The organism is Carnobacterium pleistocenium FTR1 (genome assembly GCF_000744285.1).
Classification (GTDB): Bacteria; Bacillota; Bacilli; order Lactobacillales; family Carnobacteriaceae; genus Carnobacterium_B; species Carnobacterium_B pleistocenium.
Genome location: NZ_JQLQ01000002.1, coordinates 1,102,694 through 1,116,757, shown reverse-complemented (window position 1 = coordinate 1,116,757; position 14,064 = coordinate 1,102,694). Strand labels below are relative to the sequence as shown.

At 35.1% G+C, this 14,064-nt stretch carries 15 protein-coding genes; 3 read left to right on the top strand and 12 right to left on the bottom strand.

The window, feature by feature from the left end; translation table 11 throughout:
* Nucleotides 1–21 precede the first annotated feature (21 nt).
* On the bottom strand, nt 22–1,278 hold the full coding sequence (locus tag BP17_RS05390; RefSeq protein ID WP_035052403.1) for an NAD(P)H-dependent oxidoreductase: 1,257 nt from the start codon (nt 1,276–1,278) through the stop codon (nt 22–24).
* A gap of 384 nt (nt 1,279–1,662) precedes the next feature.
* Here BP17_RS05390 and BP17_RS05385 point away from each other — a divergent pair, with 384 nt between their 5' ends.
* Genes BP17_RS05385 through srlE form a run of 3 tightly spaced genes read left to right on the top strand, consistent with a single transcriptional unit; the run spans nt 1,663 to nt 3,642 of the window.
* Complete coding sequence (locus tag BP17_RS05385) at nt 1,663–2,067, top strand: transcriptional regulator GutM (RefSeq protein ID WP_035052401.1); 405 nt, start codon at nt 1,663–1,665, stop codon at nt 2,065–2,067.
* Nucleotides 2,068–2,093: 26 nt separating this feature from the next.
* Nucleotides 2,094–2,633, top strand: a complete 540-nt coding sequence (gene srlA, locus BP17_RS05380; RefSeq protein WP_035052399.1) for a PTS glucitol/sorbitol transporter subunit IIC — start codon at nt 2,094–2,096, stop codon at nt 2,631–2,633.
* 22 nt (nt 2,634–2,655) lie between these two features.
* Nucleotides 2,656–3,642: a PTS glucitol/sorbitol transporter subunit IIB gene (srlE, locus tag BP17_RS05375; RefSeq protein WP_035052397.1), complete on the top strand. Its 987-nt coding sequence runs from the start codon at nt 2,656–2,658 to the stop codon at nt 3,640–3,642.
* 127 nt (nt 3,643–3,769) lie between these two features.
* On the opposite strand, the gene BP17_RS05370 is transcribed toward srlE, so the two are convergent.
* From BP17_RS05370 to BP17_RS05320, 11 genes are all read right to left on the bottom strand, one after another.
* Nucleotides 3,770–4,519 (bottom strand): SDR family NAD(P)-dependent oxidoreductase, encoded by a 750-nt coding sequence (locus BP17_RS05370; RefSeq protein ID WP_035052394.1) that lies wholly within the window; start codon nt 4,517–4,519, stop codon nt 3,770–3,772.
* A gap of 203 nt (nt 4,520–4,722) precedes the next feature.
* Nucleotides 4,723–5,370 (bottom strand): ribulose-phosphate 3-epimerase, encoded by a 648-nt coding sequence (gene rpe / locus BP17_RS05365; protein WP_035052392.1) that lies wholly within the window; start codon nt 5,368–5,370, stop codon nt 4,723–4,725.
* An 18-nt stretch (nt 5,371–5,388) separates the two neighbouring features.
* A complete protein-coding gene (locus BP17_RS05360) occupies nt 5,389–6,066 on the bottom strand; it encodes a ribulose-phosphate 3-epimerase (RefSeq protein WP_035052390.1) in 678 nt (225 codons plus the stop codon).
* Between the two features lie 7 nt (nt 6,067–6,073).
* Complete coding sequence (locus tag BP17_RS05355) at nt 6,074–6,724, bottom strand: transaldolase family protein (protein ID WP_035052388.1); 651 nt, start codon at nt 6,722–6,724, stop codon at nt 6,074–6,076.
* A 17-nt stretch (nt 6,725–6,741) separates the two neighbouring features.
* On the bottom strand, nt 6,742–7,191 hold the full coding sequence (gene rpiB, locus BP17_RS05350) for a ribose 5-phosphate isomerase B (RefSeq protein ID WP_035052386.1): 450 nt from the start codon (nt 7,189–7,191) through the stop codon (nt 6,742–6,744).
* 85 nt (nt 7,192–7,276) lie between these two features.
* On the bottom strand, nt 7,277–8,308 hold the full coding sequence (locus BP17_RS05345; protein ID WP_035052384.1) for a zinc-binding dehydrogenase: 1,032 nt from the start codon (nt 8,306–8,308) through the stop codon (nt 7,277–7,279).
* Between the two features lie 4 nt (nt 8,309–8,312).
* Nucleotides 8,313–9,362 carry a galactitol-1-phosphate 5-dehydrogenase gene (locus tag BP17_RS05340; RefSeq protein WP_035052382.1) on the bottom strand — a complete coding sequence of 350 codons (1,050 nt, stop codon included), beginning with the start codon at nt 9,360–9,362 and terminating at the stop codon, nt 8,313–8,315.
* A gap of 77 nt (nt 9,363–9,439) precedes the next feature.
* Nucleotides 9,440–10,717 (bottom strand): PTS galactitol transporter subunit IIC, encoded by a 1,278-nt coding sequence (locus BP17_RS05335; RefSeq protein WP_035052380.1) that lies wholly within the window; start codon nt 10,715–10,717, stop codon nt 9,440–9,442.
* 47 nt (nt 10,718–10,764) lie between these two features.
* Nucleotides 10,765–11,046, bottom strand: a complete 282-nt coding sequence (locus tag BP17_RS05330; RefSeq protein WP_035055166.1) for a PTS sugar transporter subunit IIB — start codon at nt 11,044–11,046, stop codon at nt 10,765–10,767.
* A gap of 52 nt (nt 11,047–11,098) precedes the next feature.
* The gene (locus BP17_RS05325) at nt 11,099–11,563 is read right to left on the bottom strand and encodes a PTS sugar transporter subunit IIA (RefSeq protein ID WP_035052378.1); all 465 of its coding nucleotides are present in this window, start codon (nt 11,561–11,563) and stop codon (nt 11,099–11,101) included.
* A gap of 16 nt (nt 11,564–11,579) precedes the next feature.
* On the bottom strand, nt 11,580–13,676 hold the full coding sequence (locus tag BP17_RS05320) for a BglG family transcription antiterminator (RefSeq protein ID WP_035052375.1): 2,097 nt from the start codon (nt 13,674–13,676) through the stop codon (nt 11,580–11,582).
* Nucleotides 13,677–14,064: the final 388 nt, after the last annotated feature.

The window sequence follows — 14,064 nt, the reverse complement described above, 5'->3', positions numbered from 1 at the left end:
AACTACCATAATAGAGTTTTCTTATGATACTTTTATAGCAAATGTTTCATTTTGTAATTGTCTTAATTTCCATACTGTTGTATTTTTGTCTAGTTCAACGTCATCTTCCGTGACAAATGCTCCATTTTTGATATCTTTTCTTGCGATAATATTTCCCGTAAATAATCCAACTGGTATATGCCCATTTCCCGACATGTCTGCATGCGTTTCTAGTACTCCACGAACACAATAGCCACCTATTCCATCAACTTTTTCTCCTGCTTTAATATCTTTTTTTGCAACAGCAACAGTCTCAGAAATTGGAGCTCCTAATGGAACAATTGCATGATCTTGATTCAACACTGCTTTAGCAATTGTTAGAGGGGTTTCCAGACTTGCTAAATGATAAGGTCTGTATAAAATATGATGATCATCGACTTTCTTCATCATATAATTTAGTTCATCTACCACACCTTCATTTTGACCTTTTACGATTACAAAAACACCAGGTGCAATTCCATCTACGTACTCTACAACTCCATAATGATTTAATATGCCACCGTCTTCTTTTGTTCTTAATTTTTCAACGGTCCCATTTAAATCAGCTGCAATACCATGCATTCCGACAGTATCTGGTAAAAAGCCAATCGCATTTGATAATAAATTCATTTCGGCCATTGTTTTAGTACCATCTGCAAATGACGTTAACATATGTGGAGACATTCCACGATCAGTAGCTTCTTGTTTAACAGAATCAGGATTAGCTTGCGGACGAAGTTTATTATTCTTTCCTTTACCTGCAACAAGAACCTCCATCCCCATTGATTTAGCAGATTCATACAGAGCTGTTGTAACGGCTGGCTCATCTCCATCTGATCCAGTGTAGACTAACCCAGCAGATTGATATAGTGAATGCATTAAAGGCCCAATCGTAATATCAACCTCTACATTTAGTAGGACCAAATGTTTTTTTGCGATCAACGTCTCTAAAGCAATTTTAGCACCAATCTCTGTTGACCCGGTTGCATCTACGATCACTTCTACGTAAGAAGAGTTAATAACCTCTTTAAAATCAGTTGAAACTAAAATTTCCTCTTTTACATTAGCAGAAGCGTTGTAAGCATCAGCTGCCCGTTTGCCAGACTCAAGATAAATATCACTAATGCCTTTAACAGCCATACCTGGAATCGTAGCAATTTGAGAAATCATGCCTGAGCCCATTTGACCCGCTCCGATAATCCCAACTTTAATGCGATTGCCTTCTTTTTCTCGTTCTAGTAATTGATTATATATTGTCATTCCAAACCATCTCTTTCCTATTTTTATTTTGACGCTGCTACTTTGACCCATTTCCTGTTTGGAACATATGTCAAAGGCAGTAACTTAATTTACATTCTTAATGTTAACCGTTTACGAAAGCGTTGTCAAATAATTAAAAATAACTTATCTCTTACTATTTTAACCTTTTCCATTAGATACTTAGTTTGTTCACATAACAAAATCTTTTTAGCTAAAATAATGGATGCTTAATAACTAGTCTAATTCTAAAAGATTGTTTTTAACTTCACATTTATGACATATGTGAAAGTTGTTATCATATGTCAATAAAAATTTGACATATGAATGTAAGCGTTTTATCATTATGGTAAGGTTAATAGAAATAAAAAAAGGAGGAGAATCCATTTGCAATATTCAGGGTTAATAATTTTGTTGGTCAGCTTCTGGTTAATGCAATTCTATTTATCTATTAGACAAACAAAAGATTACAATCGTGTGATTGGAGAAATGAAACAATATAAGTCGGGGCATCTAGGAGTTGGTATTGCACGAACAAAATTTAATTTTGGACCCGGAACCGTTATGATTGTCGTTACTAATGAAGAAGGTATCATTATTGATCTTCGTAAAATGTCTGGAATCACTGTTTTTGCCCGTTTTAAACCTGACAAAAAAATAATTGGTCAATCTGTTAGCTCTTTATCTCTTACCTCTTTTAAAAAGACCCAAAAAAGAGCTATATTAGAAGCATTGACCTTTATAAACTCAGAAAGGAGAAAAGGAAATTTAAACGAGCTAACTTTTTCATAAAAAAGATACTATAAGGAGGAAATAAAATGGATTTTTTGGTTAGACTTGCTGAAGGTTTTTCAGGTATTTTTAATGCTGGAGGCCAAAACCTAGTTGGATTAATTGTTGGTATTCTACCTGCTTTGATTGTTTTGTTAACTTTTGTAAATGCCTTAGTGGCCATTATAGGAGAGGAAAGAGTAACGAATTTCGCTCAAAAAACCACTAAAAGTTTCATCTTACGCTACACCCTTTTCCCTCTACTAGCTGTTTTCTTCTTAACCAACCCGATGTGTTACTCATTTGGACGTTTTTTACCAGAAAAACAAAAACCTGCTTTTTATGATTCAGCCGTTTCTTTTGTTCACCCGATCACGGGACTATTTCCCCATGCGAATGCTGGTGAATTATTTGTTTGGACCGGTATATCTTCTGGACTCACAACATTAGGTCTTTCCATTACACCGCTAGCTGTTCGTTACTTCTTAGTTGGACTTGTAGTAATTTTATTAAGAGGAATTGTTACCGAACTTATCACGAAAGCTATGTGGAAAGAAGATAGAGCAACTTCATCAGTTAAAGCTTAAATATGAATAGGAGGGTTTATCAATGAGTCAATCCGTTAAAGTAGTTAAAGGACCAAATGGTTGGGGAGGACCCCTAATTTTAAAAGAAACTGAATCAAGAAAAATTGTTGCTTCTATAACTGGAGGCGGCATCCATCCTGTAGCTCAAAAAATCGCTGATGAGTTGGGCGTACAAGCTAAAGATGGCTTTAAAGAAAAAGTTGCTCCTGAAGAAATGATTTGTGCTGTAGTCGATTGTGGAGGAACTGCTCGTGCTGGTGTTTATCCAAAACTAGGTGTTATGACGTTAAATCTTCACGCTACTACTCCTTCAGGACCGTTAGCAAAATATATTGTTGAAGATATTTATGTATCTGGTGTTACCGTCAAACAAATTTCGATAAGTGACTCTACCGGTTCAGAAACAATAGAGGACATGCGAGTTCCATATAAAGAAGATGAGAAAAAGATTTCTTCCGTACATGACCAGCCTGAACCTGCTAAAGGAAGCATAGTTACACGTCTAGGTCGTGGAATTGGTGGTGTAGTTGGTATTTTTTATCAAGCTGGACGTGACACGATCGATATGGTTATTAAAAACATTCTTCCTTTCATGGCATTCGTTAGTATGTTGGTTGGTTTGATCACTTACACAGGTATTGGGGATTTAATTGCCACAGCCGTTAAACCACTTGCTGGAAATGTTGTCGGAATGCTTGTTTTGGCACTTATTTGTTCCATTCCGATTCTCTCTCCAGTATTAGGACCTGGGGCAGTAATTGCTCAAGTTGTTGGAGTATTGTTAGGAGTTGAAATCGGCAATGGAAATATTGCACCTGCTCTAGCATTACCGGCCCTCTTTGCAATCAATGCTCAAGCTGGTGCAGACTTTATACCCGTTGGTTTAACTCTTGCTGATGCTGAACCTTACACAGTTGAAGTGGGTGTTCCAGCTGTCCTCTTCTCTAGAATGATTACAGGACCAGCAGCCGTATTGCTTGCATGGTTAGCTAGTTTTGGACTTTATTAAACTTATAAAAAAAAGCTCATTAACGTTAATTACCGAAACTTTTCGTTGATCAACGAAAAGTTTCGGTAATTATTTCTCTCCGTTAATCAGCTTTTTTATTTTGTTGATTTTTCTTCTAATCTTACCGCTAGTAGGTTCTTCCACCATCTGATAAAATGATTTGACCATGAATATACGAACTTTCGGAGCTAGCTAAAAAGACTGCTAAGTTAGCGATATCTTCTGGATTTCCAATACGGCCTATCGGTATCTTTTTTATTAGTTCTTCTTTACTATTAGCCGTTGGATACAGTTTAGCTAACATATCTGTTTGAATTACCCTTGGCGCAATCGCATTGACGTTCACTCCATTGTGTCCAAACTCTTTAACTAAATTACGCATCAAACCATGTTGACCAGCTTTTGACGCTGCATAATGAGCTCCTCCACCAGTACCTGTGATAGCAGAACCTGAAGAAATAAAAATAATTTTGCCTTCATCAATAGCAGATTTTTTAGAAAAATCTTCATAAAAGACTTTTATAGTATAAAAAGAACCACTTAGATTGATTTTAATGACCCTATCCCATTCTTCCACACTAATGTCTTTTAGAGAATGCAAATAGCTTATACCAGCATTGACAATTAAAATATCAATTTCTCCAAGCTTGTCATAAATTGTTTTTCTTGCTGCTTGTAAAGAGTGATAATTTGAAACATCCGTTTGAATAAACAAAGCATTGCCACCGGACTCTTGCATTGACTTCTCCGTCGCTTCACCCGCTTCTTTATCATAATCTAATAAAACGACATAAGCCCCTTTAGCTATAAACTTTTCAGCAATGCTTTTGCCAATACCTTTTGCGGACCCGGTAATAACGACAATTTTTTGTTTCATTTCTATATCTCCCCTTTACTCGTAGTAAATATACCCAATAAAAAAGAGCCCAAGTCACTCGAGCTCTTATAAAATATAGGATTTATAATTTTTAGTGGTGCTAAATAACTTATTCAAAATCTCATTGCTCCACAAGCAAACCCGTCTATTCCAGAAGAAATTTTTTTTGAAACAGCCACAATATCAACAAAATTTTTAATAAATTATAGAGAATGAAGTTCCTCTACTAATTTAACTCTATCTGGTGAATCAATAAAATAAGAACCAACTACTAATACATCTACTCCATTTTCAACACAGACTGCTGCAGTATCTTTATTTATCCCACCATCAACTTCAATCAAAAAGTCATAGCCTTCTTCTTCTCTCCATTTAGTCAATTTTTTAATGTTATTTAGTGTGGAATCAATAAACTTTTGTCCACCAAACCCTGGTTTTACTGTCATTTGTAGCACCATACTAACATCCGGTAAAAATTCTTTGATCTTTTCTGCCGGAGTATCGGGATTGATCACAACTCCTGCTTTACAGCCATTTTCTTTAATTAAATTTACAACTTTTTTTAAATCAGTACACGCTTCATAATGAACTGTAATGATCATTGCACCTGCTTTAGCATATTGAGCGATGCTTTGTTCTGGTTTTTCAATCATTAAATGAACATCTAGTGGTAATCGAGTTTTTTTATTCATTTGTGCAACCATCTCTGGCCCGAATGTCAAATTAGGTACAAAATGTCCATCCATAACGTCAAAATGTAAGTAATCTACTCCAGCTTTTTCAATAGATTCTAGTTCCGCTCCTAAGTTCATATAATCAGCAGAGAGGATTGAAGTGGCAATAATTGTCATTGTTTTATCTTCCTTTCGTTAAGCTTTATAGCGTTCAATTTGTTGACGCAGCTTGCTCATACGTGTGCCATAGCTTTCATTATCATTTTCATGAAATAATGCAGATGTTCCTAATACAAAAATATCGGGTTGAGCATGATTCATCCATTCAATCGTTTCCGATTTAATATTGCCGTCAACCTCTATTAAAGGTCGATGCGCTTGTCCCAATAGTAATTCACTCAGCTCTTCAATTTTTTTAAGTACCTTTTTATTAAATTTTTGACCTGAAAAACCTGGATTTACAGTCATCATTAAAACCATTTCGACATCATCTAAAAATGGCATAATAGCAGAAAGCGGCGTCTCAGGATTCAACGCAATAGAAGGTTTTATTCCATAGCTTTTAATTTTAGCAATCGTTTCTGCAACATTCCTTGCTTCTTCTACATGAAAGGATAGAAATTCAGGTTGAAGAGGAGCAAACATGTCGATATATTTAATCGGATCGATCGTTGCTAAATGAATATCTATAGGTATCGTTGTCGTTTTTTTTACAGCGTCTATCCATTCAGGTCCTAATGCTAAATTATTCACATATATTCCGTCCATAACATCTAAATGTAGCAGATCACAATTAGCTTTTTCTAATTTGTCGAGTTCATCACCAATATGAAGCTGGTCACCGCACATTAGAGAAGCCGCCATATACGTCATTTTAAATTTACTCCTTTTCAGCCGCATGTTGATTAAAAACTTGAATACTATCCGCAGCTAACTTATTTTTCATCATCACTTCAATTAGCGCTGTTGGGATCGTAACATCATCCGCACCCGCTAATAAACTATTGATAACTTGAGAAGTATTTTTGTAACTTGCTCCTAAGATCTTTGTTTTTATTCGTTGGTTTGCGTATACTTCAGCAATTTTAGAAATGATTTCTATGCCATCCAAACTTTGATTTTCCATTCGATTAACATAAGGTGCTACCCAATCACAGCCAGCTAAACCAGCAAGATAAGCTTGCTCGACTGAAAAAATAGCGGTCGCCAAAATAATAACTTTTGGATAACGATTCTTGATACTTTGAATAGCTTTGAAGCCATCCTCATCTGCAGCGATTTTCAAAGCAACTCGATCATCTTCTAAAGCTAAAATAGTTTCTGCATCTTCGATTAATTCTTGTACCGTTTCTCCTGCAATCTGGACGAACAATTGACGTTCTTTAATAATCGCAAGAATTTCTTGAATGCTTTCAATTCTTTTTTGAGTTGATTCCGTCTTTAATAAAGTTGGATTCGTTGTTACTCCTGTTACCCAATCAAACAGTATATATTTCTTGATCAATTCAGTATTTGCCGTATCTAGATACATTCCAACACCTCTTTTTATTAGTTATTGATTTGCTCTAATTCTGCTACTTTTTTCAGTCTTCTTGCATGTCGTTCTCCACCTTCAAATTCAGTTGCTAACCAAGTGTCAACGATCTTCAAAGCTAATCCTTCACCAATTACGCGTTCTCCTAAACAAAGTACATTACTATTATTGTGTGCTTTAGTAGCTTCAGCTGAAAAACAATCGGATACAACTGATGCACGAACGCCATTTAGTTTATTTGCTGCAATCGACATTCCTATTCCTGTTCCACAGCACAGAATACCGTAGTCTGCTTTCTTTTTTGCAACTCTTGTTCCAACTTCACTTGCATAAGACGGATAATCAACACTTTCTAAATCAAATGGACCAATATCCTCTATCTCTATTTGCTTATTTTTCAAATGAGCTACGATAGCATCTTTTAACCTTTTACCACCATGATCACTCCCAATAACTAATTTCATTCTCCCCACTCCTGTCTTTTAGTTTGATTAATTTTAATAGACAAATAGATATGCGTATAATTACGCATATCCACTTGTGGTATTCTTATGATTTTACTAGTACTTTAATTTCGTCTCCACCCATTACGGCTTCAAAGGCTTCACGCCAATTGTCTAAATCAGTTACTTTAGTGATCATTTTGTCTGCATCGATTTTTCCATCAGACAACAGTTGTAACGCAATGACCCAAGACGTTGGTTTTTGAGAACGACTACCAACATATTGAATTTCTCGTTGAATAATTGACTCTTGATCAAATTTATTGAATTTGTCAACAAACAATCCAACTTGTACAAATGTTCCTTTTTTGCTTGTTACAGCTAACGCTTGGTTTACTGCCGGGGCAAAGCCTGAACAATCAAAGACTTTATCTGCTCCATACCCATCTGTTAACTCTAGAACAATGTTTGTAAGATCTTCAGTCATTGAATCGACAGCCACATCAATGCCTAGCTCTTTTGCTAAATCTAACCGAGGTTTGTCTTTTGTAATTCCTGATATAATGACTTTTGCACCTTGCGCTTTTACAACTTGTGCAAGTAAAAGACCAATTGGACCAGGGCCTACGATTAAAACAGTGTCTGTAGCTTTAATTGTTGTTTTCTCTAATGCCGCATGAACACAGCAAGCAAGTGGTTCTGTTAAAGCTGCAGCTTCAAATGTTACATTATCCGGGATGATGTGAACACTTTCTTCTTTAGAAACTAAAAATTCAGCAAAACTGCCATCTTGTTGCGTCCCGATACCGCGACGATTGCTACATAAATTATAATCTTTTTCCAAACAGTAGCGACATTTCCCACATGTTTCAAAGGTTGTCTCACTAACTACACGATCGCCAACTTTTACTTTTTTCACTTCTGGACCAACCTCAACGACTGTTCCAGAAAATTCATGTCCTAAGGTTACTGGAGTTTTAGGATTTTTATATTCACCTTTAAAGGTATGAATATCTGACCCACAGATTCCAGTAAACGCCGTTTTTATTTTTACTAGGGTACCGGTTACATTTGGTTCTTCCACTTGTTGTAATTCCATCTTATCGTATCCAGGTTCTAACTTTCTAACTGCTTTCATTTTATTACTCCTCTCCATTTGGTTGAATAATCACTTTGTTAAAGTCTTCTTTTCTGCCAAGCATCATGTCAAAAGCTTCTTTCGTTTGATCAAGTGAATAGCGGTGAGATACCATTGGTTTCAATTTAATCCGTCCTTGTTCTACAAACTCAATACCATCGGTCCACTCCTTACCAGGAAAAGGTGCACTGTAAGAATTCCAAAAACCTTTAATCGTTAATTCATGTCTAAAAATATTCTCAAATGATTTTTCAGGCAATAATACATCTTGATAAGCAATTCCGATGTACCCAATTTTCCCGCGTTTACTTGTGACCCGCAAACATTGCTCTTGTGTGATTTTTGATCCAGCACATTCAAGAGCAATATCAGCACCTAAACCATTTGTGTATTCGAGTACTTTTTCTTCTAGGTTTTCTTCTAAAGAATTGATTGTATAGCGGACACCATAAGATTTTGCTTCTTCTAATTTTTTTGAACTGATATCAACTGCGATAACATCCTTTACCCCCGCTACTTGCAAGGCTTGCACAACAAGCAATCCAATTGTTCCAATACCAAAAACAACTACCGTATCCCCTAGTTTAGGCTCAATGCCACGCACTGCATGCATAGCAACGGCTAACGGTTCAATCATTGCTCCTTCTTCAAAACTTAAATCACCTATCGGAAGAGCATTTGCTTCAGGTACAACAACATTTTCGGCAAATCCTCCATAACGATGAGAACCGATCATTGTGTAATCTTCACATAATGAGAATTCCCCTTTTTGACAGTAAAGGCATTTACGACAAGGAATCAGCGGTGCTACTGCAACTCTATCTCCAATTTTGTGTTCGGTTACATTTGTGCCGATTTCACTTATCACTCCCGAAAATTCATGCCCCATTACAGCCGGCAGTGGGTATTTCCATACTGCTTGCATTTTATGCGTATCCGAACCGCAAATACCAGCAGACATCACTTTAACACGGACTTCATCTTTCTGGACTAATTTTTCCTTTACTTCTTCTGTTTTGATAACTTTATTATCATACAATACTGCTGCACGCATTATTTTTCACCCTCCATTTTTTCAAATAAAAGCGCACTATTCATTTTTCATTGAACAGTACGCTCTATTTTCATATACTATCCAACAATAGATTGATAAAATTGTGAGAATTTCAAGATTGCCCAGTTAAGGAAGTTACCACCCATATCTAGAGAAGATATTTCTGTAACATTTCCTGGAGCTGTAAAGTCAGCGTTAGCCATCATTGCTGTATGAACTTCAGCAAAGTCAGTAGCCATCCATAATGAAAATACTAAGATAATTGATGTAGTAATAACAGATTGGACGATATTTCCTTTACGAGATGCAACGATAAAGGCAACATAGAATGTAATTGTAGCTAAATCACCGAATGGTAATACTCTGTTTCCTGGTAATAAAACGGCAATTAAAAGTGTAATAGGTGTTAGTAGTAATGCAGTTGACATAACTGCGGGATGTCCTACTGCTAAAGCAGCATCTAAACCAATATACAAATCGCGGCCTGGGAAACGTTTTTTCATAAATTCACGAGCTGCTTCAGAGATTGGGATTAAACCTTCCATTAACAATTTAACCATACGAGGCATTAGTAACATAACTGCTCCCATTGCGATACCAACTTGGAAAGCAGCACCAACATCGTAACCAGCTAATAGACCGATAAAAGTACCAAGGATCAATCCAACCATCATCGGTTCACCAAAAATACCAAAACGTTTTTGGATTGACTCAGGATCAGCATTTAGATTTTTGATTCCCGGAATCATTCCAACTACTTTACCAATTGGAATACCTAAAAGAGCAAATGCTGCTGTTGAACCAGTTGGTAATGAAATTCCTTCTAAACCGAAGAAGTTTTCTGCCAAAGGTTGCGTTTTATCTGCAATAATCAAAACAGCTACTTCATAAAGGACAGCACATAATATGGCGAACCATACGCTTCCGCCGGTAACGATATAACCCGTTGCACCAGCTGCAATAAAGTGCCAATAATTCCAAATATCTACATTTAATGTTTTAGTCATTTTGAATACGATCATTAATAAGTTCACTACTAAAAGAATCGGAATTAAAAGAACTGAGATAGGCATTGCCCATGAGGCTGCAGCTGCTGCAGGCCAACCTGCATCAATGACATTTAACGATAAACCGAATCGCTCAACCATTGCTTGTGCTGCTGTACCTAAATTATCTGTTAACAAACCAATAACTAAATTTATTCCTACAAAACCGATACCAATTGTGATACCCGATTTAAAGGCTGTTTTAAAACCTGTTCCAAAAATCAATCCAACAAACAACATTGTGATTGGAAGGATAACTGTTGGCCCAAGTGCTAAGATATAATTAATACCATCTATAAACGTTTGCATTCTTTTCTCCCCTTTTCCTACCAGCTTTTTTTAAAATTTAACTCCTATTATTTTAAAGCGTCAATAATTTTTTTATCAGTACCCTCTTGGTTGATACCAGAAATATAAGATACGGCAATGACTACGGGAATATCATACGTTGTTGGCAAAATTGTAGTAGAAACTAATAAATCTGCACCTTTTTGTTTTCCTTTAGCTTCCGAAATTTTGATTTGTTCGATTTCAGCATTGATCCCATTTTCTTTTAAAATTCTTTCAACCCGGTTAGTTACCACCGTTGAAGTTGCAATCCCAGCGCCACATGCTACTAATACTTTTTTCTTTTCGATACTCATAATATTTTCCTCTTTTCTCTTTTTTTTTATTAATAAATTAACAAATCTATTTAGTAACACCCTTTAAATATTCTAAAATATCGCTTTCATTATCAAAAGAAAGCAATTTTTCAACCGTTTCTTTATTCTGAAGCACACCCATTAATTGTTGAAGAACTTCTAATTGACTATGAGGTTCATTAAGCCCTAACATAAAGATGATGTTTGCCTTTACCTCTTTACTAGCGTCGTCCATCCGTTTAAAAGGGATGCCTTCTTTAGAAGTCAGAACCGCTATGAATTGCTCTTTAACACATTCAGGATCTGTATGGGGAATGGCTACTGCATACCCCTCCAATTCTAATCCAGTTGGGAAAGTTTCTTCCCTCTCTTTAATTTTTTCTAAAAAGTTATCTTCAACAAACAATTCTTTATGTGCTTTTGCAGCAATTAGTTCGAACACCTCTAGATGTGTTGAAGCATCTGAGTTTGTCCAAATCAGTTCAGGTTTTAAAAAATCTTCAAAATACATCTAATCGTTCTCCTCTCTATTTCTCGTGAATACTATTTGTTTCATGGATAAATTCAACAATTAAGTCAGCCATTTCTAAGTGACTTTTAGACTGTTTCAGTCTATCCAATTGTTCTTGATTGCCAGCTAGTTCCATTAATTGTAACAAAGATGTAAAATGAGTTTTTTTATCGATTGCTGCTATGACAACAACAAAGTGAATAGATGTGCCATTAATAGTTGGCAAGCCTTCTTCAATATAAATCATGCTCATTCCAATTTTTTTCGCCGATTCTTCGACCTCGGCATGCGGGATCGCGATGGTTCTTCGTAAGATAATGTAATCAGAAATCGTTGGAAATTGTTTTTTCATCTCTTCAACATAGTTTATGGTGATTATATTTTTTTCTATTAAAGGTATCGATACAAGCTCGATTGCTTCATACCAACTTGAAACAGATTTCACACGCTGAATCATTTTACTATCAAGCAATTCATTTAATTGTATTTCTTTTTTTGCTTGAGTCAGCTTTATAGGAATGTTCGTCACAGGCTCAGCCTTAACCAACCCTTTTAATGATTCAATCAATCCTTTTTCATCCTTGATATCACAGAAATCATTGATTGTTCTCATTAAAGCATCAATATTTAAACTTGGCATTTCAAGGAGAAATCCTTCATTTATAACTCTTTTTCTCAATGCTATTTTTTCATCGTGATCCATCATTTGATTAACAATAAAGAGTTTTTTGTCCGTTTCAACTGGTGTAACAGAAAATACTAGATCATAGTTCAGCTTATTTTGATTAAATTCTCGAATAGATAAGGCTGAATGAAAATAAATTTCTGGAAAAAGTTGATCAAAGGTTTGCTTCATTAATTTCGAAACAGATAAACCATTCGGACAAACAACTACTGCTTTTAATTTTGCATTTGTAGTAATCTTTTCTTGATTGTCTATAATATGACCACCGATGAATAAAGTTATGAACATCGATTCTTTTTCTGGTATTTCACTATTTAAACACTCACGTAAAGGATCTATCGATTGTTTAACGATATAATGTAAAATATCAAATTCTTTACCAATTTTATCTAAGATACTATAGTCAGTCGTTAAATTGTATTTTATCCGGTAGTATGCTGGCTTAAAATGGGCAAATAATTTTTCTAGCAGTCCTTCTTTATCTGCCAGGTATACAACCGATTTTTTCTCAAATTGAATCAAACATTCTTTTAATGCATTTTTCAATTTAGGAATTTCTTCCCCACTTAAAGTGCTTTTTTTAACAACTTTAGAAGTTAATAATTGCAGTGTAATGTATAATCGTTCATCTGTAGAAACTATTTTTTGATCTTCTGATTCAATCAATATTCGAATGGCTTCATATTCACGTGTATCTGATAACTCATTGAAATCAATCAAGAAATTAGTATTAAGCGTTTTTCCAAGTGCAATTCTTTTAAAGATCCCTTCAAAAGAATAAGGCAATACATTCATTTCTGAATCTACAAAATTAAGACCTAATTGCTTTTCAATTTTCATGATCGAATTTTGAAGAGAAGTGATTCTCTCATGATTGATCTTCATAAATTTTTGTAAAAATATTTCACCACCAAAACTATCAAGAATATATTTTATGGCTTCTAGCATGACTGACCGTTTATCCCATTCACTTCCTTCGAAGTGATACCCTTCACTTCTGGAATACACAATTCGAAGATCAAATAAATCAAGAATTTTTTGAACTGCCTTCATATCTTGTAGTACTGTATTTTTACTAACCTCTAAATCGTATATAAAGTGATTTAAAGAAAGTTCTTCATTTCTAAGTAAAATCAATATGACAATCAAGTAAGACCGTTCTTTTTCTGAGGGGATATAAGAATTAAATTGAGATGCTTCTCGTTTTATTTCAAAAAGTTCAAGGTCCCTACTATTTATTCGATACTGCCCATTCACTTTTTGAATTTCTTTTTTACCCTGATCTTTTAACCACTCATTTATTTTTTTGAAACTATAATCAACTTGCCTTCTAGAAAGACTAAAATCCTCTTGCAACTTTTTATTCGTGATACTAGGATTGCGCAATACCTCTTCTAATAATTTATTGCCCCTTTCATCCAAATACATTATTTACTAACCTCTTTCTGTTTTTATTATACCGCTCGATGCTACAAAAATGAATCCGTTTCCAGCGCAACTTTTGCTCATGCCTTTGTACACAATTGTGCTCGGCCTTTTTTTCTTATTACTTATTTTAGCTTATATATTCTATTCAAGCAAAGCTTATCCCGATTTTTATATGAAAAAGCAGTATTTTTTTCTATATCCCATTTGTTTACATTTTATTTTGTACACGATTGGGATTAGAAGAAAAGCCCTTGCGATGAGCTCATCCTGTTTTAAATTCCAAATAATACCGCTTATGCCTATATCAAATTTTTTAAATAGACTAGCTTTATATAGTAGAATAGTGTGCCCAAAAATTTTGATTCCCTAACAAAAGGATTAGCAGCTT